Source organism: Pseudomonas rhizosphaerae (assembly GCF_000761155.1).
GTDB classification, from domain to species: Bacteria; Pseudomonadota; Gammaproteobacteria; order Pseudomonadales; family Pseudomonadaceae; genus Aquipseudomonas; species Aquipseudomonas rhizosphaerae.
Window position 1 is genome coordinate 669,637 of record NZ_CP009533.1, and the last position, 25,248, is coordinate 694,884.

Sequence of the window (25,248 nt, forward strand, 5' to 3'; positions counted from 1 at the left end):
GGCGGCCGTATGAACGATGGAAAGCGGGCGGCGATCAGACCGGATCAGGGGTTTCGAACACCAGGTTGACGATGCCCTGGTAGCTGCCCGGGACATACCCGGCGCTTGGCTTGGTGCCCGCAGTGACGAGGAAGTCGACCACGGTGCCTGCGGCGGAGTCGGCCACGTTGGAGACGGTTTCAGCACTGGTGCTCAGGCGGCGGCCGCCGATGCTGACGTCCAGGCCGATGGTGCTGCTGCCACTGGTCATGGAGGGGGTGGTAAGCAGCTTGGCCTTGATTTCGCCGCTGGTGCTTTTCATGGTCAACTGCTTGCGGATGGGTTCCAGGCTGCCATCGGCAGGCTTGAAGCTCATGTTCTGCGGTTCGTTCATCCAGTTGCCGCCCAGAGGTTCGACGATGAACTTGTCGGTCGGTACGGTGGCGGTCACGGTGACAGTATGGTCGATGCGCTGAACGGCCATGGCTGGAGCGGCCATCAGGATGGCCAGGGGCAGGGCGAGGAATGCGGATTTCATCGGGTACAACTCCTTGATTTCGATATGAGCAGCGAGTGCGCGCTGCGTCTCGACCGGACCTGAGCCGAAGTCGAACCCGGTCGGTAGGCGGCGCAAGGAGAAGTGTGCAGAGGTCTGGCCGGTGAAAAAGTCAGAAGCATCCCAAGTTTCGTAGGAATCGTCCTACAACATGGCGTTTCGGGTTTGCGCACACCGCCGGTTGCGGGGCTACAATCGCCGCTTCTGGAACAGGAGTAACGCTGTGCTGACCCATCTCGATTCCCAAGGCCGCGCCCATATGGTGGATGTCACCGAAAAGGCCGTGACGTTCCGCGAAGCCGTGGCCCAGGCGCGCGTGCGCATGCTGCCGCCGACCCTGCGCATGATCGTCGAGGGCGAGCACCCCAAGGGTGATGTGTTCGCCGTGGCGCGCATTGCCGGCATTCAGGCGGCGAAGAAAACCAGTGATCTGATTCCCCTGTGTCATCCGCTGATGTTGACCGGCGTGAAGGTCGAGTTGGTGGCCGACGGCGAAGACAGCGTGTTGATCACCGCGCGCTGCAAGCTGGCCGGGCAGACCGGGGTCGAGATGGAGGCATTGACCGCGGCCAGTGTGGCGGCCTTGACGATCTACGACATGTGCAAGGCGGTCGACCGCGGCATGGTCATCGAACAGGTGCGGCTGCTGGAAAAGCAGGGCGGCAAGAGCGGCCATTTCAAGGCGGACGCATCATGAAATACACCGTGTTGTATTTCGCCCGCTATCGTGAGGTGCTGGGTACCGGCGAGGAAGTCGTGACCGGCGAGTTCGCCAGTGTCGATGCCCTGCGTGAGTTCCTCATCCTGCGCGGTGATCGCCAGGTGCTGGGGGAGAAGGGGCTCATGTGTGCACGCAATCAGGAGATGTGCGCGTTGACCGAGCCGCTGTTCGACGGCGACGAAGTGGCGTTCTTTCCAACCGTGACCGGAGGCTGACATGAGTGTTCGCGTACAGCACGAACCGTTCGACCCGGGGTCCGAGCTCAATGCTTTGCATCAGGCCAATACCGGGGTGGGCGCCGTGGTCGGTTTCGTTGGCTACGTGCGCGATTTCAACGATGGGCTCGAAGTGCGCGGGATGTTGCTGGAGCACTATCCGGGCATGACTGAAAAAGCCTTGGACAAGATCGTTTTCGAAGCGGCGCAGCGCTGGCCGTTGCTCAGGCTGGAGATTCTGCACCGGGTGGGTGCACTGGAACCGGGCGAGCCGATCGTGTTCGTCGGTGTGGCCAGCGCCCATCGTCAGGCGGCGTTCCAGGCCTGTGATTTCGTCATGGACTACCTCAAGACCCGCGCGCCGTTCTGGAAAAAGGAAAATACCGAGGATGGCCCGCGCTGGGTGCAGGGGCGAGAGAGCGACGAGCAGGCGGCCCAGCGCTGGGAGTGATCTGAGGGTCGGCGGAGGCCCTTTCGCGGGCAGAGCCCGCTCCCACAAAAGGGCGGCGCGGTGAGTCAGGAGCGCTTGCGTTCCACCGGTTTGAGCAGCTCGGCTGATGGCATTTCGAAGTTGATCTTGCGGCCCAGCAACGCCTCGATCGACGGCAGCTGATAGGAATCGTCTTCGCCGGCGAAGCTGATCGACACGCCACTGGTGCCGGCCCGTCCTGTACGACCGATGCGGTGAACGTAGTCGTCCGGCACTTCGGGCAGGGTGAAATTGATCACATGGCTGATGCCGTCGATGTGGATACCGCGGCCTGCCACATCGGTGGCCACCAGTACCCGGATCTTGCCTTCGCGAAAGCCTTCCAGGGTCTTGATGCGCTTGTGTTGCGGCACGTCGCCAGACAACTGTGCGGCATTCACGCCATCGCGTACCAGGCGCTCCTCGATCCGGCGAACCTCGTCCTTGCGGTTGGCGAAGACGATGACCCGTTCCCAGTCGTTGCTGGTGACCAGGTTGTAGAGCAACGTGTATTTATCGCTGCCGGCCACGGCGTACACGTGCTGCTCGACGGATTCGCTGGCTACGTTTTCCGGCTCGATCTCGACGATGGCCGGATCGGTGGTCCACTGCTGGGCCAGGTTCATCACGTCTTCGGTGAAAGTGGCCGAGAACAGCAGGGTCTGGCGCTCCTGCTTGGGCGGCGTCTGGCGAATGATCTGGCGCACCTGGGGGATGAAGCCCATGTCGAGCATGCGATCGGCTTCGTCGAGCACCATGACCTCGACCATGTCCAGATGGACTTCGCCGCGCTGGTTGAAGTCCAGCAGGCGACCAGGGGTCGCGACCAGAATGTCGCAGTGGCGGGCTTCGAGCTGCTTGAGTTGCTTGTCGAAATCCATGCCGCCCACGAAGGTCATCACGTTCAGACCGGTGTACTTGGTCAGGCCTGCGGCATCCTTGGCGATCTGCACCACCAACTCGCGGGTCGGTGCGATGATCAACGCGCGCGGCTCGCCCATGAAGCGCTCCTTGGGCGGCGGCGTCTGTTGCAGTTGGGAGATGATCGAGACGAGGAAAGCGGCGGTCTTGCCAGTGCCGGTCTGGGCACGGCCGATGGCGTCGCGGCCCTTGAGCGTGTAGCCCAGCACCTGCGCCTGGATGGGCGTGCAGTAGGGGAACCCCAGGTCGTGGATGGCGTGCATCACTTCGTCGGTAAGCGCGAAGTCGTGAAAGCGCGTCTTGCCTTCCTGTGGTTCGACCTGAAAGTCGGCACGGCTCCAGGCGGGCGGCACCGGCTTGGCTACCCGCGCGCGCGCAGGCTTTTCATCAACGAAGGTCGCCTTCGCGGGTGCTTCGGGTTCAGGGCTAGGGGTGGGCGCTGCCACAAAGGCGGACGGCGGGGTCGATTCTTGGCTGTCGACGGGCAGGACGCGGGTGGCGCCAGTGTCGGCTGCAAGCGGTTGCGCCTCGCTTTTGCCGAACATCTTCTTGAGTGCTTTGAGCACAGGCTTCTCATCGATTGGTTAAGGAATGTACGTCAGGCAGTGTAATGCAAGAATCGAGCACGACGGTAGAAGAGTGCGGGATGCGGTCTGGCTGATGCTCGGCGGTATTCCTTTCGCGGCCGATGACCGCTCCCACGGGTGTCGCGCTCCCAGGAGGGCGGCGGTTAGTGCAACCGCTGCGCGAGCCACTCGCCGATGTCGGCGATCTCTTGCGGTAACACTTGGTGACCCATGGGGTATTCCCGCCACGCTGCGTCCACGCCCCAGCCTTTGAGGTATTCATACGCGCTGCGGCCCATGGCATTGATCACCACTTCGTCGTTTTGCCCATGCAGGCACAGCGCCGGAATACGCTGTTGGCTGGCGGCCAGTTGAACCTGGTCGTCGAAGGTGGGCGCGTAGGTCGACAGCGCGAGCACGCCCCCCAGCGGACCTTTCCAGCTGATGTAGGCCGTGTGCAGGGCCACCGCGCCGCCTTGGGAAAAGCCTGCAATGAAGATCCTTTCCGGTTGGATTCCGCTGGCCTGCTGCTCTTCGATCAGCCCGCAAAGCATCTGCGCAGACGCCTCCAGCTGACCTTGGTCGATGGCCCGCGCAGGGTTCATGGCAATGATGTTGTACCAGCTGGGCATGGCGTAGCCGCCATTGATGGTGACCGCGCGGGTTGGCGCCTGGGGCAGTACGAAGCGCGTGCTGTGAAGGCTTTCTTGCAAGGCTTCTGCCACGGGCAAGAAGTCGTATCTGTCCGCGCCCAGGCCGTGCAGCCAGATGACACAGGCATCGGCGGTGTGGTTCGGTTCGATGATCAAGGGGTCAGTCATGGTTGCTCCGTTGTGGGGCGCCCGCTCTGTTTGAGTGCAGTGAAGCGGGACGCGATGGTGCGATCTATGAACAAGATGTCGCAAGGCTACAAGTTTTTCTATTGACGCGCACTTAAACGCTTTCGACGTTCACTATGGTACGAGGCTTGCTATGTAACTGGCGTAATACCAGCATCCTCATCGGCGGTAACACTATAGAGCCTTCATGCACTGACGCAGAGCAGTCAGTGAGGGTGCAGAAAGCCTGCCGATGATCGCGAAAGACGCCGCAGGCCACTGCGTCGAACCTTGCGGGGAGCGGGGACAAGCGTTGCATATCCCGGTCGCGCCATCTGGCCAGTCGGGTTCATCACTTGTATTGCGATTGATGCTTGACCCAACAACTAGCCAACACGGGTCGATACCGCCTCATTTAGGTGCAGCGCAATTCAAGCTCGGACACAACAAGAGCAACTGGAGGTTTTGAATGAAGATGTTGAAATCCACCCTGGCTGTACTGACCGCTGCGACCGTCCTGGGCGTGAGCAGCTTCGCTCAGGCGGGTGCCACTCTGGACGCCATCCAGAAGAAAGGTTTCGTACAGTGCGGCGTCTCCGACGGCCTGCCTGGTTTCTCCGTTCCTGATGCTTCGGGCAAGATCGTCGGTATCGACGCCGACGTTTGCCGCGCCGTCGCTGCCGCCGTGTTCGGCGACGCCACCAAGGTCAAGTTCAGCCAGTTGAACGCCAAGGAACGCTTCACCGCGCTGCAATCCGGTGAAATCGACATCCTGTCGCGTAACACCACCTGGACCAGCTCCCGCGATGCGGGCATGGGCATGGTCTTCGCCGGCGTGACCTACTATGACGGTATCGGCTTCCTGGTGAACAACAAACTGGGCGTGAAAAGCGCCAAGGAACTGGACGGTGCAACCATCTGCATCCAGGCCGGTACCACCACCGAACTGAACGTGTCCGACTACTTCCGCGGCAATGGCCTGAAGTACACCCCGATCACCTTCGACACCTCCGACGAGAGCGCCAAGTCCCTGGAAGGCGGTCGTTGCGACGTGCTGACCTCCGACAAGTCGCAGCTGTTCGCCCAGCGCAGCAAGCTGGCCGCACCGAACGACTACGTCGTTCTGCCGGAAACCATCTCCAAGGAGCCCCTGGGCCCAGTGGTACGCCGTGGCGACGAAGATTGGCTGGCGATCGTCAAGTGGACCCTGTTCGCTCAACTCAACGCCGAAGAAGCTGGCGTGACCTCGAAAAACGTCGAAGCCGAAGCCAAGTCGACCAAGAACCCCGACGTGGCTCGCCTGCTGGGCGCCGACGGTGAATACGGCAAGGACCTGAAACTGCCGAAGGACTGGGTCGTACAGATCGTCAAGCAAGTCGGCAACTACGGCGAAATGTTCGAGCGCAACCTGGGCGCGAACACCCCGCTGAAGATCGACCGTGGCCAGAACGCTCTCTGGAACGCTGGCGGTATCCAGTACGCACCACCGGTACGCTGATCGGCCCTGCGCCTGACGGCACGTTGCCGTCGGGCGCTGTTTTTCCTCTCTCCTGGGGCTTTCCATGCAAAATCAAATCGGCGCACCCAAGCAGGGGTTATCCCTGACCGATCCACGTGTGCGTGCGTGGCTTTTCCAGATCATCACCATTGTGGCGGTGGTCGGTATGGGCTGGTTTCTGTTCAATAATACACAGACCAACCTGCAACACCGGGGCATCACTTCCGGCTTCGACTTCCTTGAACGCAGTGCCGGCTTCGGCATTGCCCAACACCTGATCGACTACACCGAATCGGACAGCTACGCGCGCGTGTTCCTGATCGGCTTGCTCAACACCTTGCTGGTGTCGATCATCGGCATCATCCTGGCAACCATCCTGGGCTTCGTGATCGGGGTGGCTCGCTTGTCGCCCAACTTCATGATCAACAAGCTGGCGACCGTCTATATCGAGGTGTTCCGCAACATCCCGCCACTGCTGCAGATCCTGTTCTGGTACTTCGCGGTGTTCCTGACACTGCCGGGGCCGCGCGCGGCGCATGGCTTCATGGACAGCTTCTACGTCAGCAGCCGCGGCGTGAACATGCCGGCCGCCCTGACTGCACCCGGCTTCTGGCCGTTCGTGCTCAGCGTGATCGTGGCCATCGTCGGCATCGTGATGATGTCCAAATGGGCCACCAAGCGCTTCGAGGCCACGGGCGAGCCGTTTCACAAGTTCTGGGTGGGCCTGGCGATCATCATCGTGGTGCCAACGCTGTGTGCACTGGTCTTCGGTACACCGGTGCACTGGGAAAAGCCCGAGCTCAAGGGCTTCAACTTCGTCGGTGGCTGGGTATTGATCCCCGAACTGCTTGCGCTGACCCTGGCCCTGACCGTGTACACCGCAGCGTTCATCGCCGAGATCGTGCGTTCGGGCATCAAGTCGGTCAGCCACGGCCAGACCGAAGCGGCCCACTCGCTGGGTCTGCGTAACGGTCCGACCCTGCGCAAGGTGATCATTCCGCAGGCCCTGCGCGTGATCATTCCACCACTGACCAGCCAATACCTGAACCTGGCGAAGAACTCGTCGCTGGCGGCCGGTATCGGTTATCCGGAAATGGTTTCGCTGTTCGCCGGTACCGTGCTCAACCAGACGGGGCAGGCGATCGAAGTCATTGCCATCACCATGAGCGTGTACCTGGCGATCAGTATCAGCATTTCCCTGCTGATGAACTGGTACAACAAGCGCATTGCGCTGATCGAACGGTGAGGATGAGCGCATGACGACCCATATTTTCAAACCCGACCAGCCACCACCGAGCAAAGTGTTCGGCCCGGTCGCGTGGATGCGCCGGAATCTGTTCTCCAGTTGGCTCAACACCCTGCTGACCCTGCTGTCGCTGTACCTGATCTGGCTGATCGTGCCGCCGCTGCTGAGCTGGTCGATCTTCGATGCGAACTGGGTTGGCACCACCCGTGCCGACTGCACCAAGGAAGGCGCCTGCTGGGTGTTCATCCAGCAGCGTTTTGGCCAGTTCATGTACGGCTACTACCCGCCCGAACTGCGCTGGCGCGTCGACCTGACCGTGTGGCTGGCGGTCCTGGGTGTGGCGCCGTTGTTCATGTCGCGGTTCAAGCGCAAGGCGGTCTACGGCATCGGTTTCCTGGTGCTGTACCCGGTCATCGCCTACTTCCTGCTGCATGGCGGAGCGTTCGGCATGCCGACCGTCGCCACCAGCCAGTGGGGCGGTCTGATGCTGACCCTGGTGATCGCCACCGTGGGCATCGCCGGGGCCTTGCCGCTGGGGATCCTGCTGGCGCTGGGCCGTCGCTCGAAAATGCCGGCGGTGAAGGTGGTCTGCGTGACCTTCATCGAGTTCTGGCGCGGCGTGCCGTTGATCACCGTGCTGTTCATGTCGTCGGTGATGCTGCCGTTGTTCCTGCCTGAAGGCATGAACTTCGACAAGCTGCTGCGTGCGTTGATCGGCGTGATCCTGTTCCAGTCGGCCTACGTGGCCGAAGTGGTGCGTGGTGGCATGCAGGCGATTCCCAAGGGGCAGTACGAGGCGGCTTCGGCCATGGCGCTGGGCTACTGGCGCAGCATGGGCCTGGTGATCCTGCCGCAGGCCCTGAAGATGGTCATTCCGGGCATCGTCAACACGTTCATTGCATTGTTCAAGGACACCAGCCTGGTGATCATCATCGGCCTGTTCGACCTGCTCAACAGCGTCAAGCAGGCGGCAGCCGACCCGGCATGGCTGGGCATGGCGACCGAGGGCTACGTGTTCGCGGCCCTGGTGTTCTGGATCTTCTGTTTCGGTATGTCCCGCTACTCCATGCACCTGGAGCGCAAGCTGGACACTGGCCACAAGCGTTAGGAGCTTAATCATGAGTGAAGCCATCAAGAAACCGGCGGGCGCTCCGGGCATCATCCAGATGCAAGGCGTGAACAAGTGGTACGGCCAGTTCCACGTGCTCAAGGACATCAACCTGAACGTGGCCCAGGGCGAGCGTATCGTTTTGTGCGGGCCTTCGGGTTCGGGCAAGTCGACTACCATTCGTTGCCTGAATCGGCTGGAAGAGCATCAGAAAGGCACCATCATCGTCGACGGTGTGGAGCTGACCAACGATCTCAAGCAGATCGAAACGGTGCGCCGCGAAGTAGGGATGGTGTTCCAGCACTTCAACCTGTTCCCGCACCTGACCATCCTGCAGAACTGCACGCTGGCGCCGATGTGGGTGCGCAAGATGCCCAAGCGCCAGGCCGAGGAAATCGCCATGCATTACCTGGAGCGCGTGCGCATTCCAGAGCAGGCGCACAAGTTTCCGGGTCAGTTGTCCGGTGGTCAGCAGCAGCGTGTGGCCATTGCGCGGGCGCTGTGCATGAAGCCCAAGATCATGCTGTTCGACGAACCGACGTCGGCGCTCGACCCGGAAATGGTCAAGGAAGTGCTCGACACCATGATCGGTCTGGCCGAAGACGGCATGACCATGCTCTGCGTGACCCACGAAATGGGCTTCGCCCGCACCGTGGCGAACCGGGTGATCTTCATGGACAAGGGTGAGATCGTCGAACAGGCCGCGCCAAACGACTTCTTCGACAACCCGCAGAGTGACCGGACGCGGATGTTCTTGAGTCAGATTCTGCACTGATCGCCGTCTGCAACAAACGAAAGACCCGGGCCTGTGCCCGGGTTTTTTCGTTAGTGGTCTGCGCCTCCGTGGCGCCTGCTTCGCGGGCAGAGCCCGCTCCCACAGGATATCCGCTGCCTGCGGGCCTGCTTTGAACCTGTTGGGGGCCTGTTGTGGGAGCGGGCTCTGCTCACCTGACACACCACAGCGCCTGCTTCGCGGCCGATGACCGCTCCTACGGGTTGCCCGGATACCTCTGGGAGCGGGCTCTGCCCGCGAAAAGCGCACTGCGTTTCTAGCGGCTGTGCATTTGCCATTGCTGGCAATAGGCTCTACCCTTCCTGATTCAAAGCCGTACCCAAGAGACCACCAGGCATTCGCGTCCTGGCAATGGTCCGCACTTTCGTTTCTGGACCTTTATGCCTACTGCCAACTGTTCCCCCTCGAGCCGCGACATCGTCACGCCGCTGCATAAACCCTGGTTGCTGATCCTTGGCCTGGTGCTGGTGGCGCTCAACCTGCGCCCGGCCTTGTCGAGCATGGCGCCGTTGCTCGCGCAGGTCTCGGCCAGCCTTGGCCTGAGCGGATCCACAGCCGGCCTGCTGACCACGCTTCCGGTCCTGTGCCTGGGCCTGTTCGCGCCCCTGGCGCCCCTGCTGGCTCGACGTTTCGACAGCGAGCGCGTGGTCCTCGGCGTGTTGCTCGTGCTGGCAGCCGGTATCGCCCTGCGCAGCCAACTGGGCGTGTGGGGCCTGTTCATCGGCAGCCTGGTAGCCGGCGGCAGCATCGGGATCATCGGTGTGCTGCTGCCTGGCATCGTCAAGCGTGACTTCGCCCGTCAGGCCGGTACGATGACCGGCGTCTACACCATGGCGTTATGCCTGGGCGCGGCACTGGCGGCCGGTTCCAGCGTTCCGCTGAGCCAGTATTTCGATGACAGCTGGCGCATCGGTCTGGCCTTCTGGATGGTACCTGCGTTGCTGGCTGCGGTGTTCTGGTTGCCCCAGACACGGCAAAAGCACGGTGTCCAGCGCGCTCGCTATCGCGTGAGCGGGCTGTTCCGTGACCCGCTGGCTTGGCAGGTGACGCTGTTCATGGGTTTGCAGTCATCACTGGCCTACATCGTCTTTGGCTGGCTGCCGTCGATCCTGATCGGGCGCGGCTTGTCCGCCGCCGAAGCGGGGCTGGTCATGTCGTTCTCGATCATCGTGCAGTTGCCCAGCGCGTTGACCGTGCCATGGCTGGCCACCCGCGGCCGTGATCAGCGCGTGCCGATTCTCGCGGTAATGGCGCTGAGCCTGGCGGGTTTGTTTGGCCTGCTTTACGCACCGCTGAGCGGGATGTGGGGCTGGGCGATCGTGCTGGGACTGGGGCAGGGAGGCGTGTTCGCGCTGGCCCTGACCTTGATCGTGCTGCGCTCGCGCGATGCCCATGTGGCGGCGAATCTGTCGAGCATGGCCCAGGGCGTGGGCTACACCATCGCGTCGATGGGGCCTTTCGCGGTCGGTCTGGTGCACGACATGACGGGTGGGTGGGACGCGGTAGGTTGGGTGTTCGCGGTCATTGGCATCGCTGCCACGGCCGCCGGCATGGGGGCCGGGCGCACGCTGCATGTGCAGGCAATAGCGACGAAGGTGGAGTGATATTGCTTGCACACAGGCGCTGCTGAATCGATGACCGCTATCACGCCAGCCAAGCCTTGGTATGTCTACCTGGTGCGCGCGGCGAATGGCTCGCTCTACTGCGGCATCAGTGACGACCCGCAGCGACGCTTCGCCAAGCACCAGAGCGGAAAGGGCGCGCGGTTTTTCCTGTCCAGCCCGGCAGTGGCACTGGTGTACTACGAAACCTGGCCCAGCAAAAGCGAAGCCTTGCGCCACGAGCGGCTGATCAAACGCCTGCGCAAGCCCGCCAAGGAACACCTCGTAGCCTCATTCACCCCCCTGTAGCAGCGGCGCGAGCCGCGTCCGGCTGCACTGCGTTCATCCAGGCACACTGCACACATCGCCGACGCTGCTACGGGGGTATGTGGTCTGCGCGCGGGCGAGTAAGCTGTGATCTTTCCCATCCTGCTGGAGCCGATATGTCCGAGTTGATCCTGCATCACTATCCGACCTCGCCGTTCGCCGAAAAGGCCCGTTTGATGCTCGGCTTCAAAGGGCTCGCGTGGCGCTCGGTGCTGATCTCGCCGATCATGCCCAAGCCCGACCTGACGGCGCTGACCGGAGGCTACCGCAAGACACCGGTGCTGCAGGTGGGCGCCGATGTCTATTGCGACACGGCCCTGATCGCTCGCCGTCTGGAACAGGAGAAAGCCTTGCCAGCGTTGCTGCCCCCTGGCCAGGAACTCACCGTGGCCACTTTCGCCGCCTGGGCCGATTCGGTGCTGTTCCAGCATGCCGTCAGCCTGGTATTTCAGCCCGAGTCCATCAGTGCCCGACTGTCGCGGCTGCCGGAAGACGCCGCCAAGGCCTTCATCGCCGACCGCATGGCGCTGTTCCAGGGCGGCACGGCCACGCGTCTGTCGGTCGAGCAGGCCAAGCATCAGTGGCCAACGTTCATGGCGCGCCTGGAACACCAGCTGCAGGACGCAGAGGGCGACTACCTGTTTGGCGAACCTACCCTGGCCGATTTCTCCATGGCTCACCTGTTGTGGTTTCTCAAGGGCACGCCGGTCACCGCCCCGCTGGTGGATGTCTATCCCGCGATCCATGCCTGGCTGGGGCGCGTGCTGGGTTTCGGTCACGGCACCTACAGCGACCTGACGGCCGACGAAGCCTTGGCGATCGCCAAAGCGGCCACCCCGGCACCTTTGCCCGACGAGACGTTCGAGGACCTCAATGGGTTCAAGGCGGGTGATCAGGTCAGCATTGCTGCTGTGGACTATGGGGTTGACCCGGTCCAAGGTGAATTGCTGTTTGCCGGGGCCGAGGAATTGATCATTAAGCGCGAAGACGAACGCGCCGGCGTGGTGCATGTGCACTTCCCGCGGGTGGGCTTCGCCCTCGCCAAGCAGTAGCGCGGCTGGGTCTGCCCGATACATCGCAGCGCCTGCTTCGCGGCCGATGACCGCTCCCACAGGATAGATACGGACCCCGTGGGAGCGGTCCGTGGCCGCGAAAGGCGCGGCGCGATATTCCTGATACACCGAGGTGGGTCAATCCTTGCGGCGCTTGAGCTGGTCGGTCAGTTGCGACGGCAGACCCTTGATGATCAACGTTCCGGCTTCCTCGTCGTATTCGATCTTCGAGCCCAGCAGATGCGCCTCGAAGCTGATCGACAGCCCCTCGGCGCGCCCGGTGAAACGACGAAACTGGTTGAGGGTGCGCTTGTCCGCCGGAATCTCCGGCGACAAACCGTAATCCTTGTTGCGAATATGGTCGTAGAACGCCTGCGGGCGCTCTTCATCGATCAAGCCCGACAACTCCTTCAGCGTGACCGGCTCGCCCATCTTGGTCTGGCTGGTGGCGTACTCCACCAGGGTCTGGGTTTTTTCCCGCGCCGATTCTTCTGGCAGATCCTCGCTCTCGACGAAGTCGCTGAACGCCTTGAGCAGTGTCCGCGTTTCCCCCGGACCGTCGACGCCTTCCTGGCAGCCGATGAAATCACGGAAGTACTCTGAGACTTTCTTGCCGTTCTTGCCCTTGATGAACGAGATGTACTGCTTGGACTGCTTGTTGTTCTGCCACTCCGACAGGTTGATGCGTGCCGCCAGATGCAACTGCCCAAGGTCCAGGTGCCGCGAAGGAGTAACGTCGAGCTCGGAGGTCACGGCCACGCCTTCACTGTGATGCAGCAGGGCAATGGCCAGGTAATCGGTCATACCCTGCTGGTAATGGGCGAACAGCACGTGCCCACCAGTGGACAGGTTGGATTCTTCCATCAGCTTCTGCAGGTGCTCGACAGCCGTGCGGCTGAACTGGGTGAAGTCGCGGCCTTCGTCCAGATAGTCCTTGAGCCAGCCGCTGAACGGGTGCGCGCCCGACTCGGCGTGGAAGAAACCCCAAGCCTTGCCCTGCTTGGCGTTGTAGCTGTCGTTGAGGTCGGCAAGCAGGTGCTCGATGGCGCTGGATTCGGCCAGCTCGCTGTCGCGCGCGTGAAGCACGGCAGGCGTGCCGTCGGGTTTCTTGTCGATCAAATGGACGATGCAATGACGGATCGGCATGGGGTTCTCGGCTTGTCTGGCTGACGGGCACGGCGGACATGGCAAGCCGCGCGGCAAAGGGGCGAAGTGTAACGTAGATAGGGGTTTTACGGATTGCCGGTGACTGGCGCGTGCTCTGAAACGACGAAATCGTCTACTTTTCGGCCAAACCCATGATAAAGCTGAATAAAAGGCCCGCTAGTGGCGGATATTTGTCTGGCTCTGTGCTAGTTTTGCCCGGTCTTGCGGCCCACAAGGCCGTGAAGCCCCGCAGAGAGCGGCTTTCGAGTCGAACCAAACGCCATTCTGGGTATCTACAATGGCGATTGGCATGATCGAAACGCGAGCCCCGGCGGACGTCGCGCGCCCGGCTCCGACTTACGCTGCACTTTGCAATCCAATTGAATTTGATAGGGAAGGTACACCACCATGGCATTAACCAAAGACCAACTGATCGCCGATATCGCTGAAGCTATCGACGCGCCGAAAACCACCGCGCGCAACGCTATCGAGCAGCTGGGCCAGATCGTTGCCGATCAATTGGAAAATGGCAGCGAGATCACCCTGCCTGGTATCGGCAAGCTGAAGATCACCGAGCGTCCTGCCCGTACCGGCCGTAACCCTTCGACCGGCGCTGCCATCGAAATCGCTGCCAAGAAAGTCGTCAAGTTCGTCCCAGCCAAAGTGCTGACCGATTCCGTCAACAAGTAATTGTAACGGCTCGACGAACCGTGCCGCGGGTCAACCCGGGCGCGGTTTTTTTGTGCCTGAGAAAGCTCGGTGCTCCCCGTAGGAGCGGTCCGTGGCCGCGAATGGCGCGATTCGGTATGTCTGACACACCGCAGCGCCTGTTTCGCGGCCGATGACCGCTCCTACGAGGTGTGTGTTGGGGTGAACCAGGTAGTGCGGGCTTGCTCTGACTGGAAGGTCCAGGCGACGAAGCGGCTTTGCTTCTGGCCTTGGCCCATTTCCACCACCCGTACCTGCGCCGCGGCGACCTTGCTCAGCGCTGCCTGAATGGCCGGTAGGTTGGAGGCCTTGGACACCAGCGTCGAGAACCACAGCACCTGCTTGCCAACGGCCACACTTTCGTTGATCAACTGGGTCACGAAGCGTATCTCGCCACCTTCACACCACAACTCGTTGTTCTGGCCACCGAAGTTGAGCACCGGCAACTTGCGCTTGGGGTCGGCCTTGCCCAGGGCGCGCCATTTGCGCTGGCTGCCGCGCGTTGCCTCCTGCAGCGAAGCATGGAAGGGCGGGTTGCACAGGGTCACGGCAAAGCGCTCCTCGACGCCCAGCAAGCCCAGCAGAATCTGCCGAGGTTGAGACTGCTGACGCAGGGTGATGGCCTTGCCCAGCTTGTTGGCCTGCACGATGGTGTTGGCCGAGGCCAGTGCAACGGCATCTATGTCGGAGCCAACGAACTGCCAGCGATAGTCGCTATGGCCCAGCAAGGGGTAGATGCAGTTGGCGCCCACACCGACATCCAGCGCCTTGACCCCGGCGCCTCGGGGAATCTCGCCACCGTTGTCTTCGGCCAGCAGATCCGCCAGGCAGTGCAGATAGTCGGCCCGTCCGGGGATGGGCGGGCACAGGTAACCGTCCGGGATGTCCCAGTGCTGGATACCGTAGAGGCTCCTGAGCAGGGCCCGGTTGAAGACCTTCACCGCCGCAGGGTCGGCGAAGTCGATGCTCTGCTTGCCATACGGGTTGAGGATGACGAACCGGGCAAGGTCCGGATGGCTCTTGATCAGTTGCGGGAAGTCGTAGCGACCCTGGTGGCGATTGCGCGGGTGCAGGGTGGGTTTTTGCGGGGTGGACATGGAGAGGATACCGGTGGGGGCGCGGGCCTCTTCGCGGGCAGAGCCCGCTCCCACAGGATCTATCCGCAAAGAGGCCCGCAGACGGATTACAGACTGGCGATCCGCGCGTGCTGTTCGGCCAGCTTGGCCAGCGCCTGCTCGGCTTCGGTCAGTTTGGCGCGCTCTTTGTCGATGACGGCAGGTGGTGCCTTGTCGACGAAGGCGGCGTTGGACAGCTTGCCGCCCACCCGTGCAACTTCACCGTGCAAGCGCTGGATTTCCTTGTCAAGGCGAGCCAGTTCGGCGTCCTTGTCGATCAGCCCGGCCATCGGCACCAGCACTTCCATTTCACCGACCAGCGCAGTAGCGCTCAGCGGCGCTTCCTGGCCATCGTCCAGCACGGTGATGGACTCCAGCTTGGCGAGCTTCTTGAGCAAGGCATCGTTTTCCTGCAGACGACGCTGATCCTGGCTGCCGGTGTTCTTGAGGAACAACGCCAGCGGCTTGCCCGGACCGATGTTCATCTCGCCACGAATGTTGCGCACGCCCAGCATCAGGCCCTTGAGCCATTCGATGTCGTCTTCGGCTGCGGTATCGATGCGGCTTTCGTTGGCCACCGGCCAAGGCTGCAGCATGATCGTCTTGCCCTGCACACCGGCGAGCGGCGCCAGGCGCTGCCAGATTTCTTCGGTGATGAACGGCATGAACGGATGCGCCAGGCGCAACGCCACTTCCAGCACGCGCACCAGGGTGCGACGGGTACCGCGCTGGCGCTCCACCGGAGCGTTCTCGTCCCACAGCACCGGCTTGGACAGCTCCAGGTACCAGTCGCAATACTGGTTCCAGATGAACTCGTAGAGCGCCTGGGCGGCCAGGTCGAAACGGAACTGGTCCAGGTGACGGGTCACCTCGGCTTCGGTGCGCTGCAGTTGCGAGATGATCCAGCGATCAGCCAGCGAAAGCTCATAGGCCTCGCCGTTCTGGCCGCAGTCCTCGCCCTTGTCGAGCACATAGCGAGCGGCGTTCCAGATCTTGTTGCAGAAATTGCGATAGCCCTCGACGCGGCCCATGTCGAACTTGATGTCGCGGCCGGTGGACGCCAGCGAGCAGAAGGTGAAGCGCAGGGCGTCGGTGCCGTAGCTGGCGATGCCGCCTTCGAACTCGTCGCGGGTCTGCTTCTCGATCTTCTTCGCAAGCTTGGGCTGCATCATGCCGCTGGTGCGTTTTTCGACCAGGGCTTCGAGTTCGATCCCGTCGATGATGTCCAGCGGGTCCAGCACGTTGCCCTTGGACTTGGACATCTTCTGGCCCTGGCCATCACGCACCAGGCCATGCACGTAGACCGTCTTGAACGGTACCTGCGGCGTACCGTTCTCGTCCTTGACCAGGTGCATGGTCAGCATGATCATCCGGGCGACCCAGAAGAAGATGATGTCGAAGCCGGTGACCAGCACGTCGGTGCTGTGGAATTTCTTCAGGAACTCGGTCTGTTCCGGCCAGCCCAGGGTGGAGAAGGTCCACAGGCCCGAACTGAACCAGGTGTCCAGCACGTCGTTGTCCTGGTTGAGCACCACATCGGCGCCCAGGCCGTGCTTGCTGCGCACTTCTTCTTCGCTGCGGCCGACGTAGACCTTGCCGGACTCGTCGTACCAGGCCGGAATGCGGTGGCCCCACCAGAGCTGGCGGCTGATGCACCAGTCCTGGATATCGCGCATCCAGGAGAAGTACATGTTTTCGTACTGCTTGGGCACGAAGGCGATGCGGCCGTCTTCCACGGCGGCAATGGCCGGCTCGGCCAGTGGCTTGGTGGACACGTACCACTGGTCGGTCAACCAGGGCTCGATGACGGTGCCGGAGCGATCGCCCTTCGGCACTTTCAACGCGTGGTCATCGACGCTGACCAGCAGGCCGGCGGCGTCGAACGCGGCGACGATCTGTTTGCGCGCTTCGAAGCGGTCCAGGCCGGCGTATTCGCCAGGCAAGGTGCCGTCCACGCTGTCGTTCAGCGTGCCGTCGAGGTTGAACACCTGAGCGCTGGCCAGGACGCTGGCATTCTTGTCGAAGATGTTGAGCAACGGCAGGTTATGACGCTTGCCGACTTCGTAGTCGTTGAAATCATGGGCCGGGGTGATCTTCACGCAGCCGGTGCCGAACTCGGGGTCGCAGTAGTCATCGGCGATGATCGGAATGCGACGGCCCACCAAGGGCAGTTCGACGAACTTGCCGATCAGTGCCTGGTAGCGCTCGTCGTTCGGGTTCACCGCGACGGCGGCGTCGCCGAGCATGGTTTCCGGACGCGTGGTGGCGACGATCAGGAAGTCGTTGCCTTCGGCGGTTTTCGCGCCGTCTGCCAGCGGGTACTTGAGGTTCCAGAGGAAACCCTTTTCGTCGTGGTTTTCCACTTCCAGGTCGGAGATGGCCGTGTGCAGCTTGGTGTCCCAGTTGACCAGGCGCTTGCCGCGGTAGATCAGGCCGTCTTCGTGCAGGCGCACGAAGGCTTCCTTGACCGCTTCGGACAGGCCGTCATCCATGGTGAAACGCTCACGGCTCCAGTCGACCGACGAACCCAGGCGACGGATCTGGCGGCTGATGTTGCCACCGGACTGGTCTTTCCATTCCCAGATCTTTTCCAGGAATTTTTCCCGGCCCAGGTCATGGCGATTCAGGCCCTGAGCTTCGATCTGGCGCTCGACCAGCATCTGCGTGGCGATACCGGCGTGGTCGGTACCCGGCTGCCACAGGGTGTTGCGACCCTGCATGCGGCGGAAACGGATCAGGGCGTCCATGATCGCGTTGTTGAAGCCGTGGCCCATGTGCAGGCTGCCGGTAACGTTCGGCGGCGGAATCATGATGGTGTAGGAGTCGCCGGCACCTTGCGGGGCGAAATAGTTCTCGGCCTCCCAGGTCTGGTACCAGGAAGTTTCGATAGCGTGCGGCTGGTAGGTCTTATCCATGCGCGGCGGGACCCTATAAGGCATTTATTCAAAGAAAGCCGGGAAGTATAGCGGGGATGTGGCGGCTATGGGAGGCGCCGATCGGCAAACCCTGCGGGCGAACCCTGTGAGAGCGGTCCGTGGCCGCGAAAGACGCGCTGCGGTCTGCCTGACACTGCGCGGCGTCTGCTTCGCGGCCGATGACCGCTCCCACGCAAACTGCATGTTGGGATATGGAAGGGGTCAGGCCTGATTCAGCAGCCGTTCCATGCGCGCTTCAAGGCGGCGCTTGATTTCGGTTTCGATGTGGGGAGCGAAGTCGTCGATCACATCTTGCATGATCAACTGTGCGGCGGCGCGCAGCTCGGCGTCCAGGTGCAGCAGAGTGTCCTGGCGATTCTGCGCGGGGGTTGGCGCAACGGCCGCCGCTGGCGCTTCGGCGGCGGCTCCGGGTTCGTCGTGCAGTTCGAACAGCAACGGCACGTCGGGTTCGCTGCGCACCACGGCGTCGGTCAGCAGCGGTGGCTGCAGGGTGTCGTCGCCGAGCAGCTTGCGGATCGACTCGAGGTCGTCCAGCAGGTGTACGGATTTGGGCAAAGGCTTGCTGTTGTTGTCCATCGTGGGCTCAAAGTCGCGATAAGCGGTGGTCTTGCAAAGGATAGCCTTGTTCACGGTAGAAGCGAAAACTCTCCCGGGCGGCCTGACGAATAGCGGGGTCTTCTACCACTATTTCAGCGATACGGGCGAACTGTCCGGCGAAGCTTGGCACGCTTAAAGCCAAGTTGATCAGTAGATCGTCGTGGCCTTCGGCCTGCGCAGCGATGCCCAGCGTGACCGGCGCATGCGGCTCTTCCTCCGCAAGGCTGTGGGGGACGAAGCTTTCACCCTTGAAACTCCACAGGCGCGCGTCCAGCTCGGCGCGCTGGGCAGCGTCGGTGCAGTGAACGTACACCCGATGGCCCAGGCGCCACGCTTTTTCGCCCAATTTGCAGGCGAAGTCCAGGCGTGCGGCGGGCAGGGGAGTGGGAAGTATGTAGAAGTCGACTTGGGGCATGGTGTATTCCTGGTGCTTGAGACCGCGTCGCCCTTTTCGCGGGCAGAGCCCCGCTCCCACAGGAAGCATGCTTGTGTGGGAGCGGGGCTCTGCCCGCGAAAAGACCGACGCGGACTTGAGGCATTACACCCCGGCGCGATCCAGCAGGTACTGGGTGAGCAGAGGCACCGGACGACCGGTGGCGCCCTTGTCCTTGCCGCCGCTGACCCACGCCGTACCGGCGATGTCCAGATGCGCCCACTCATAGGCTTTGGTGAAGCGGGACAGGAAGCAGCCGGCAGTGATGGCGCCGCCCTTCGGCCCACCGATGTTGGCGATGTCGGCGAACGGGCTGTCCAGTTGCTCTTGGTACTCTTCGAACAGCGGCAGCTGCCAGCAGCGGTCGTCCGCCTGCTTGCCTGCTTCCAGCAACTGGCCGACCAGGGCTTCGTTGTTGCTCATCAGGCCGGTGGTATGGCCACCCAGGGCAACGACGCAGGCACCGGTCAGGGTGGCGATGTCGATCACCGCGCGCGGGTTGAAACGCTCGGCGTAGGTCAGGGCATCGCACAGCACCAGACGGCCTTCGGCGTCGGTGTTGAGGATCTCCACGGTCTGCCCGCTCATGGTCTCGACAATGTCGCCAGGGCGAGTCGCGCGGTCACTGGGCATGTTCTCGGCGCAGGCCATCAGGCACACCAGGTTGATCGGCAATTCCAGCTCCAGCACGGCGCGCAGCGTACCGAACACACTGGCTGCGCCACACATGTCGTACTTCATCTCGTCCATGCCGGCGGCCGGCTTGATGCTGATGCCGCCGGTGTCGAAGGTGATGCCCTTGCCGACCAGCACGTACGGCTGCTCGGATTTCTTCGCGCCCTGATAGTTGAGCACGATCAGGCGTGGCGGCTGTGCGCTGCCCTGAGCGACGGCCAGGAACGCGCCCATGCCCAGTTCCTTGAGCTTCTTCTCGTCGTGGATCTCGACCTTGAGGTTCTTGTGCGCCTTGCTCAGGCTCTTGGCGGCTTCGGCCAGGAAGCTGGGGTGGCACAGGTTGGGCGGCAGATTGCCCAGGTCCTTGGTGAAGCTCATGCCGCTGGCGATGGCCTTGGCATGGGTCACGGCGCGCTCGACGTCGGCCTGGCTGGATTTCCCGGTCAGTAGGGTGATTTTCTGCAGGGCACGCGGATCGGCTTTCTTGCTCTTGAAGCGGTCGAACACGTACTCGCCATCGAGCAGGGTCTCTGCCAGCAGGCGGGTTCGGCCGTAGGCGTCACGACCCTTGACGGTCAGCTCGTCGAAAGCGAATACGGCATCGCTGCCGCCCAGGTTCTTCAGCACGCCATAGGCAGCGCTGGCCAGTTTGCGCCATGGGCGGTCAGCCAGCTCTTCGTCCTTGCCGCTGCCCACCAGCAGCAGACGCTCGGCCTTGAGCGCGGGCACGCCCGGCAGCAACAGGGTCTGGCCGGCACGCCCGACGATGTCGCCACGCTTGAGCGCAGCGCTGATCAAGCCGCCGCTCAGACCGTCGATCTTGCTGGCAATGGCGCCCAGGGCGCGCTCTTCGCCAATGGCGATGACCAGGGTCGCGGTTTTAACTGATTCGGCAGCAACGCTCTTTACAACCAATTCCATATCCAGAACCCCTGATTCTAGGTCGATGCATGCGCAAGACGGTTCGCGCGAAAGCGTCCAGTTTGACCCCAGCTCCAGCCCGCTCGCAACCTTTGCATGGTGGTAATTGTCCATCCAATGCCGCTGTTAAGTGACAGGCACAGCCTTTCACAGGATAATGCGGCGACTTTTTACCTGGCCCGTTCTCGCGGGCCGGCCCCTGTCCTGGCTGCTACGTTCCCCTGTCGGGCTGCCTGCGTGCGACGACCCTGGAGTGTCTGGTTTGATCGTTTTCCGTTATCTGTCCCGTGAGGTCATGATCACAATGAGCGCCGTGAGTGCGGTGCTCCTGGTGATCATCATGAGCGGGCGCTTCATCAAGTACCTGGCTCAGGCGGCGTCCGGGATCCTCGACCCTGGCGTGCTGTTCATGATCATGGGCTTTCGCCTGCCCGGCTTTCTGCAACTGATCCTGCCACTGGGCCTGTTCCTGGGCATCCTGCTGGCGTACGGGCGCCTGTACCTGGAAAGCGAGATGACCGTGCTTTCCGCCACCGGCATGAGCCAGCAGCGCCTGTTGGCGATCACCATGGCGCCGGCGACGCTGGTCGCCCTGTTGGTGGCGTGGCTGAGCCTGAGCCTCGCCCCGCAAGGCGTTGCCCAGGTTGCCACCATCATCAACCAGCAGGATGCCATGACCGAATTCGACACCCTGGTGCCGGGTCGCTTCCAGGCGCTGCGTGACGGCACGCGGGTCACCTACACGCAAAGCCTTTCGGAAAACCGCGTCGACCTAAGCGGTGTGTTCATTTCAGAGAAGCGCATGTCCCAGGACAAGGCCAAGGATCGTGGCATTTCCGTATTGGTGGCCGAAAAGGGCCGTCAGGAAGTGCGCGCCGATGGCAACCGCTACCTTATTCTGGAAAACGGTTTCCGCTACGACGGCAATCCGGGCGAAGCGAACTACCGCGCCATTCAATACGATACCTACGGCGTGCTCCTGCCCAAACCGGACGTGAGTAGCGACATCACCGATCGCGAAGCCATTCCCACTGGCGAGCTGTGGGGCAGCAACGACCCGCGACCGCGCGCCGAGCTGCAGTGGCGATTGTCACTGCCGATACTGGTATTCATCGTGACCCTGATGGCGGTGCCGCTGTCGCGGGTCAATCCGCGCCAGGGCCGCTTCCTCAAACTGCTGCCGGCGATCCTCCTGTACATGGCTTACCTGACCCTGCTCATCGCCGCGCGCAGCGCCATGGAAAAAGGCCGCCTGCCTGCGGCGCTCGGCATGTGGTGGGTGCACGTGCTGTTCCTGGCCATCGGCCTGCTGCTGATGTACTGGGAGCCCATGAAGCTGGCCCGTGCCAGCCGCCGTGCCAAGGGGGTGACCCATGGTTAAGCTCGATCGCTACATCGGCAAGAGCGTTGCAGTGGCCATCCTCGCGGTACTGGGGATCATCCTCGGCCTGGCCTCGCTGTTTGCCTTCATCGACGAAATGGGCGATATCAGCGACAGCTATACCCTGCTCGATGCCGGCAAGTACGTAGCCTTGACCGCCCCTCGGCGGGTCTACGACATGTTGCCGATGGCGGCCCTGATCGGCTGTCTGATCGGCCTCGGCAGCCTGGCCAGCAGCAGCGAGCTGACCATCATGCGCGCTGCCGGCGTGTCGGTGGGGCGCATCGTCTGGGCCGTGATGAAACCGATGCTGGTGTTGATGGTGGTCGGCGTGCTGGTGGGTGAATACGTTGCCCCACCCGCCGAAAACAAGGCTCAGGCCGAGCGTTCGCTGGCTTTGGGCAGTGGCGATGCGCAGAGCGGCAAGCACGGCATGTGGCACCGTCAGGGTGACGAGTTCATCCACATCAACACCGTGCAACCCCACGGTCTGCTTTATGGAGTCACGCGCTACCGCTTCGATGACCAGCGTCACATGCTCAGCGCCAGCTTTGCCCGCAAGGCGCAATACGACAACGATCATTGGCAGTTGAGCGAGGTCACCACCACGCTGTTTCACGCCGATCGCAGCGAAGTGGTCAAGGCCGCCGAAGAGCGCTGGGATGTGTCCCTGACCCCGCAGTTGCTCAGCACGGTCATCGTGGCACCTGAAGCGTTGTCCATCTCCGGGCTGTGGGGTTACATCCACTACCTGGCCGACCAGGGCCTCAATAACGGTCAGTACTGGCTGGCGTTCTGGGTGAAGGTCTTGCAGCCGCTGGTCACGGCAGCCCTGGTGTTGATGGCTATCTCCTTCATCTTCGGCCCGCTGCGCTCGGTGACCTTGGGGCAGCGGGTGTTCACCGGCGTGCTGGTGGGCTTCGTGTTCCGCATCGCCCAGGACCTGCTCGGGCCATCGAGCCTGGTGTTCGGCTTTCCGCCACTGCTGGCAGTGGTACTGCCCGCAGCCGTCTGCGCGATAGCCGGGCTGTGGCTGTTGCGACGCGCTGGTTAGCGACCGCAGGCAAGGCAGAAACCGGCCCTCAGTGGCCGGTTTTTTATTGGCCAGTCCGCACCACCTGGCTGCGCGATCCCAGATCGTGCCAGGTGCGCTTGCGCCGGTCGAACAGCATCCACCACCAACCCATCCCCAGGCACAGCCAGGACAGTATTGCCAGCATGAACCGCAGCAGCGCCTGGCCCAGGCTGACCTCGGAACCGTCGACGTTCTGCACGCGGATGCTCCAGGCTTGCATGCCCAGGGTCTGTCCGGCACGGGTCCAGAAGTGGGCAAAAAAGGTGAACGATAGACACGCCAGCAGCAGTGAAAGCCAAGGATCCTGATCCAGGGCACCCGCTTCGGACAGGGCTCGCAGGCGCGCTTCCCCGTACCAAATCAGCTGGCTCAGCTTATACAGCGCGGTGGCGACCATCAGCAGGGCCACCAACAGAATCAGGTCGTAGGCGGCCGCAGCCAGGCGACGCGCCAGGCTCGCCGGCACTGGTTGCAGCAGGTTGTTCAGGGCATCAAGCGCCATCGAAGGTCCTTGGGCGGAAACGCTCGACACGGGTCGAGCGACCACAAAAAAGCCCCAGGCTATCAGCGCTGGGGCTTTTGGGCGACGCTCGAATCAAGCCTCGGCTTGAACCTCGTCAGCCTGCAGGCCTTTCTGGCCCTGCACGGACACGAAGGTGACCTTCTGGCCTTCCTTCAGGCTCTTGAAGCCGTTGCCTTGAATGGCACGGAAGTGAACGAACAGGTCTGGACCGCTTTCAGGCGTAATGAAACCGAAACCTTTTTCGTCGTTGAACCACTTGACGGTACCGCTTTGACGAGTCGACATAGCTTAATTTCCTTGAAACCTAGAAGTAATAACAGCGTCTTTCACATGAAAGAGTACTGGGCTGATTTGCAGGAAAGTTAAGAGACGTCGAACGGGTTGTAGCAATGATCAGCGCTACTGCCCAGGTCACGATCCAAGCGACCCATGCAAACACAGTGGACAAACTTTACGCTAACTTCAGCGAGAAAAACAAGCCCTGACAAGGGCCGCTTTTCAACCTTTTCTTGCCGCTTTTCGGCCCGTATCCGGGGCTTTGCTCCAGTATCGTGCACAAGAGGCTTACACTTGGCGCCGGTGCATTCAGGCAGCGGAAATAGAGCGCGGAAGAGTGTTGGAACTATGACGCTTTATTAGCACGTCATAGTTTTTATCTACCAGAGATGTCATCAACCCACGTTGGCGTTTTGTCAGCATGGGCCGATGTCATCCGCCTCGTTCACCCGCGGTAATAGCGTTGCGCTACGAACGGCATCTTGGCAACTTTCATGAGCACGGGTTTGCCGCGCACGATGGCATGCAATGGGCTATCCAGAGCGGCAGCATTGGCGTCTACATAGCCCATGGCAACCGGTGCGTCCAATGTAGGGCCGAAACCGCCACTGCATACGCGACCGACTTCCACCCCTTGGGCATCGATGATCTGCGCGCCTTCACGCACGGGGGTGCGCTCTTGGGGCAGCAGACCGACGCGCTTGTGCGCAACGCCTTCGCGTTGCTGGGCAAAGATGACCTCGGCGCCCGGGAAGCCGCCAGCACGCGCACCGTCGGCGCGGCGTGACTTGGAGATAGCCCAGAGCAAACTGGCCTCAACGGGCGATGTATCGCTGCCCATGTCATGGCCATACAGGCACAGGCCTGCTTCGAGTCGCAGCGAATCACGCGCACCCAGACCGATTGGTTCGACTTCGGGCTCGGCCAACAAGGCACGCGCAAGCGCTTGTGCATCGGCGTTCGGTACGGAAATCTCGAAACCGTCTTCGCCGGTATAGCCGGAGCGACTGACGTAGCATTCCACGCCCAGCAGCTTCACGGTGGCGAATTGCATGAACGTCATGTCGGCTACTTCAGGCGCCAGGCGCGCCAGCACCGTGACCGCCGCCGGGCCTTGCAGCGCGAGCAGCGCCCTTGAATCGAACAGGGGTTCGATCTGGCAGTGGCCACTCAGATGCTTTTGCAGGTGAGCCAGATCCTGATCCTTGCATGCGGCGTTGACCACCAACATCAAAGTGTCATGGCCCAGATTGGCCACCATCAGGTCGTCGAGAATGCCACCCTGCTCATTGGTGAACATGGCGTAGCGCTGCATGCCCACCGGCAGGTCGATGATGTCCACCGGTACCAGTGTCTCCAGCGCCTTGGCAGCCTCTGCGCCGGTCAGGCGAATCTGGCCCATGTGCGACACGTCGAACAGCCCGGCCTGGGCACGCGTGTGGCGGTGCTCCTTCATCACGCCCAGCGGGTATTGCACCGGCATGTCGTAGCCGGCGAAGGGCACCATGCGCGCACCCAGTTCCAGATGAAGTGCGTGCAACGGTGTTTTTTGCAGAAGGGTGTCAGACATTTGCGGTTCCTTGCGTAACAGG

Annotated in this window: 25 protein-coding genes; 13 read left to right on the forward strand and 12 right to left on the reverse strand. The window is 62.1% G+C overall.

Annotated features, from left to right (window positions below; translation table 11 throughout):
- Window positions 1-34 precede the first annotated feature (34 nt).
- Window positions 35-517: a CS1 type fimbrial major subunit gene (locus LT40_RS03040; protein ID WP_043186334.1), complete on the reverse strand. Its 483-nt coding sequence runs from the start codon at window positions 515-517 to the stop codon at window positions 35-37.
- Window positions 518-758: 241 nt separating this feature from the next.
- On the opposite strand from LT40_RS03040, the gene moaC reads away from it, so the two are divergent.
- Genes moaC through moaE form a run of 3 tightly spaced genes read left to right on the forward strand, consistent with a single transcriptional unit; the run spans window position 759 to window position 1,922 of the window.
- Entirely contained in the window at window positions 759-1,232 is a 474-nt protein-coding gene (gene moaC, locus LT40_RS03045) for a cyclic pyranopterin monophosphate synthase MoaC (protein ID WP_043186336.1), read from the forward strand.
- A complete protein-coding gene (locus LT40_RS03050) occupies window positions 1,229-1,471 on the forward strand; it encodes a MoaD/ThiS family protein (RefSeq protein ID WP_043186338.1) in 243 nt (80 codons plus the stop codon). Before moaC ends, LT40_RS03050 begins: the two co-directional genes overlap by 4 nt.
- A 1-nt stretch (window position 1,472) precedes the next feature.
- Window positions 1,473-1,922 carry a molybdopterin synthase catalytic subunit MoaE gene (gene moaE / locus LT40_RS03055; protein WP_043186340.1) on the forward strand — a complete coding sequence of 150 codons (450 nt, stop codon included), beginning with the start codon at window positions 1,473-1,475 and terminating at the stop codon, window positions 1,920-1,922.
- A gap of 65 nt (window positions 1,923-1,987) precedes the next feature.
- Here moaE and rhlB read toward each other — a convergent pair whose 3' ends face one another.
- Both rhlB and LT40_RS03065 read right to left on the reverse strand, forming a co-directional pair.
- Window positions 1,988-3,427 carry an ATP-dependent RNA helicase RhlB gene (gene rhlB / locus LT40_RS03060; RefSeq protein WP_043186343.1) on the reverse strand — a complete coding sequence of 480 codons (1,440 nt, stop codon included), beginning with the start codon at window positions 3,425-3,427 and terminating at the stop codon, window positions 1,988-1,990.
- 164 nt (window positions 3,428-3,591) lie between these two features.
- Entirely contained in the window at window positions 3,592-4,248 is a 657-nt protein-coding gene (locus tag LT40_RS03065) for an alpha/beta hydrolase (RefSeq protein WP_043186345.1), read from the reverse strand.
- Between the two features lie 466 nt (window positions 4,249-4,714).
- On the opposite strand from LT40_RS03065, the gene LT40_RS03070 reads away from it, so the two are divergent.
- The 7 genes from LT40_RS03070 to LT40_RS03100 all read left to right on the forward strand — a co-directional run bounded on the left by LT40_RS03070 (window position 4,715) and on the right by LT40_RS03100 (window position 11,870).
- The gene (locus LT40_RS03070; protein WP_043186347.1) at window positions 4,715-5,743 is read left to right on the forward strand and encodes an amino acid ABC transporter substrate-binding protein; all 1,029 of its coding nucleotides are present in this window, start codon (window positions 4,715-4,717) and stop codon (window positions 5,741-5,743) included.
- Between the two features lie 64 nt (window positions 5,744-5,807).
- The gene (locus LT40_RS03075) at window positions 5,808-6,989 is read left to right on the forward strand and encodes an amino acid ABC transporter permease (RefSeq protein ID WP_043186349.1); all 1,182 of its coding nucleotides are present in this window, start codon (window positions 5,808-5,810) and stop codon (window positions 6,987-6,989) included.
- Window positions 6,990-6,999: 10 nt separating this feature from the next.
- Window positions 7,000-8,097 carry an amino acid ABC transporter permease gene (locus LT40_RS03080; RefSeq protein WP_043186351.1) on the forward strand — a complete coding sequence of 366 codons (1,098 nt, stop codon included), beginning with the start codon at window positions 7,000-7,002 and terminating at the stop codon, window positions 8,095-8,097.
- A gap of 10 nt (window positions 8,098-8,107) precedes the next feature.
- Complete coding sequence (locus tag LT40_RS03085) at window positions 8,108-8,872, forward strand: amino acid ABC transporter ATP-binding protein (RefSeq protein WP_043186354.1); 765 nt, start codon at window positions 8,108-8,110, stop codon at window positions 8,870-8,872.
- Between the two features lie 398 nt (window positions 8,873-9,270).
- Complete coding sequence (locus LT40_RS03090; RefSeq protein WP_043186356.1) at window positions 9,271-10,494, forward strand: MFS transporter; 1,224 nt, start codon at window positions 9,271-9,273, stop codon at window positions 10,492-10,494.
- 30 nt (window positions 10,495-10,524) lie between these two features.
- Window positions 10,525-10,800 carry a GIY-YIG nuclease family protein gene (locus LT40_RS03095; RefSeq protein WP_043186358.1) on the forward strand — a complete coding sequence of 92 codons (276 nt, stop codon included), beginning with the start codon at window positions 10,525-10,527 and terminating at the stop codon, window positions 10,798-10,800.
- Between the two features lie 134 nt (window positions 10,801-10,934).
- A complete protein-coding gene (locus tag LT40_RS03100) occupies window positions 10,935-11,870 on the forward strand; it encodes a glutathione S-transferase family protein (RefSeq protein ID WP_043186360.1) in 936 nt (311 codons plus the stop codon).
- 138 nt (window positions 11,871-12,008) lie between these two features.
- On the opposite strand, the gene yejK is transcribed toward LT40_RS03100, so the two are convergent.
- Entirely contained in the window at window positions 12,009-13,016 is a 1,008-nt protein-coding gene (gene yejK, locus LT40_RS03105; RefSeq protein WP_043186363.1) for a nucleoid-associated protein YejK, read from the reverse strand.
- A 408-nt stretch (window positions 13,017-13,424) separates the two neighbouring features.
- Between yejK and LT40_RS03110 the strand changes: the two genes are divergently transcribed.
- A complete protein-coding gene (locus LT40_RS03110) occupies window positions 13,425-13,706 on the forward strand; it encodes an HU family DNA-binding protein (RefSeq protein ID WP_043186365.1) in 282 nt (93 codons plus the stop codon).
- A gap of 161 nt (window positions 13,707-13,867) precedes the next feature.
- Here LT40_RS03110 and rlmF read toward each other — a convergent pair whose 3' ends face one another.
- The 5 genes from rlmF to LT40_RS03135 all read right to left on the reverse strand — a co-directional run bounded on the left by rlmF (window position 13,868) and on the right by LT40_RS03135 (window position 20,401).
- The gene (gene rlmF / locus LT40_RS03115; protein WP_043186366.1) at window positions 13,868-14,821 is read right to left on the reverse strand and encodes a 23S rRNA (adenine(1618)-N(6))-methyltransferase RlmF; all 954 of its coding nucleotides are present in this window, start codon (window positions 14,819-14,821) and stop codon (window positions 13,868-13,870) included.
- An 86-nt stretch (window positions 14,822-14,907) separates the two neighbouring features.
- Window positions 14,908-17,754: a valine--tRNA ligase gene (locus LT40_RS03120; RefSeq protein ID WP_043186368.1), complete on the reverse strand. Its 2,847-nt coding sequence runs from the start codon at window positions 17,752-17,754 to the stop codon at window positions 14,908-14,910.
- Window positions 17,755-17,976: 222 nt separating this feature from the next.
- A complete protein-coding gene (locus tag LT40_RS03125) occupies window positions 17,977-18,351 on the reverse strand; it encodes a hypothetical protein (protein ID WP_043186371.1) in 375 nt (124 codons plus the stop codon).
- Window positions 18,352-18,358: 7 nt separating this feature from the next.
- Complete coding sequence (locus tag LT40_RS03130; RefSeq protein ID WP_043186373.1) at window positions 18,359-18,787, reverse strand: DNA polymerase III subunit chi; 429 nt, start codon at window positions 18,785-18,787, stop codon at window positions 18,359-18,361.
- 123 nt (window positions 18,788-18,910) lie between these two features.
- Entirely contained in the window at window positions 18,911-20,401 is a 1,491-nt protein-coding gene (locus LT40_RS03135; protein WP_043186375.1) for a leucyl aminopeptidase, read from the reverse strand.
- 262 nt (window positions 20,402-20,663) lie between these two features.
- On the opposite strand from LT40_RS03135, the gene lptF reads away from it, so the two are divergent.
- Together lptF and lptG are read left to right on the forward strand one after the other, a co-directional pair.
- Complete coding sequence (gene lptF, locus LT40_RS03140) at window positions 20,664-21,782, forward strand: LPS export ABC transporter permease LptF (RefSeq protein ID WP_043186379.1); 1,119 nt, start codon at window positions 20,664-20,666, stop codon at window positions 21,780-21,782.
- Window positions 21,775-22,836, forward strand: a complete 1,062-nt coding sequence (gene lptG / locus LT40_RS03145; RefSeq protein ID WP_043186381.1) for an LPS export ABC transporter permease LptG — start codon at window positions 21,775-21,777, stop codon at window positions 22,834-22,836. Before lptF ends, lptG begins: the two co-directional genes overlap by 8 nt.
- A gap of 43 nt (window positions 22,837-22,879) precedes the next feature.
- Here lptG and LT40_RS03150 read toward each other — a convergent pair whose 3' ends face one another.
- The 3 genes from LT40_RS03150 to gcvT form a co-directional block, all read right to left on the reverse strand.
- Window positions 22,880-23,359 carry an RDD family protein gene (locus LT40_RS03150; protein WP_052393221.1) on the reverse strand — a complete coding sequence of 160 codons (480 nt, stop codon included), beginning with the start codon at window positions 23,357-23,359 and terminating at the stop codon, window positions 22,880-22,882.
- A 93-nt stretch (window positions 23,360-23,452) separates the two neighbouring features.
- Window positions 23,453-23,665 (reverse strand): cold-shock protein, encoded by a 213-nt coding sequence (locus LT40_RS03155; protein WP_043186383.1) that lies wholly within the window; start codon window positions 23,663-23,665, stop codon window positions 23,453-23,455.
- A 436-nt stretch (window positions 23,666-24,101) separates the two neighbouring features.
- Window positions 24,102-25,226 (reverse strand): glycine cleavage system aminomethyltransferase GcvT, encoded by a 1,125-nt coding sequence (gene gcvT / locus LT40_RS03160; RefSeq protein ID WP_043186385.1) that lies wholly within the window; start codon window positions 25,224-25,226, stop codon window positions 24,102-24,104.
- Between the last annotated feature and the right edge of the window lie 22 nt (window positions 25,227-25,248).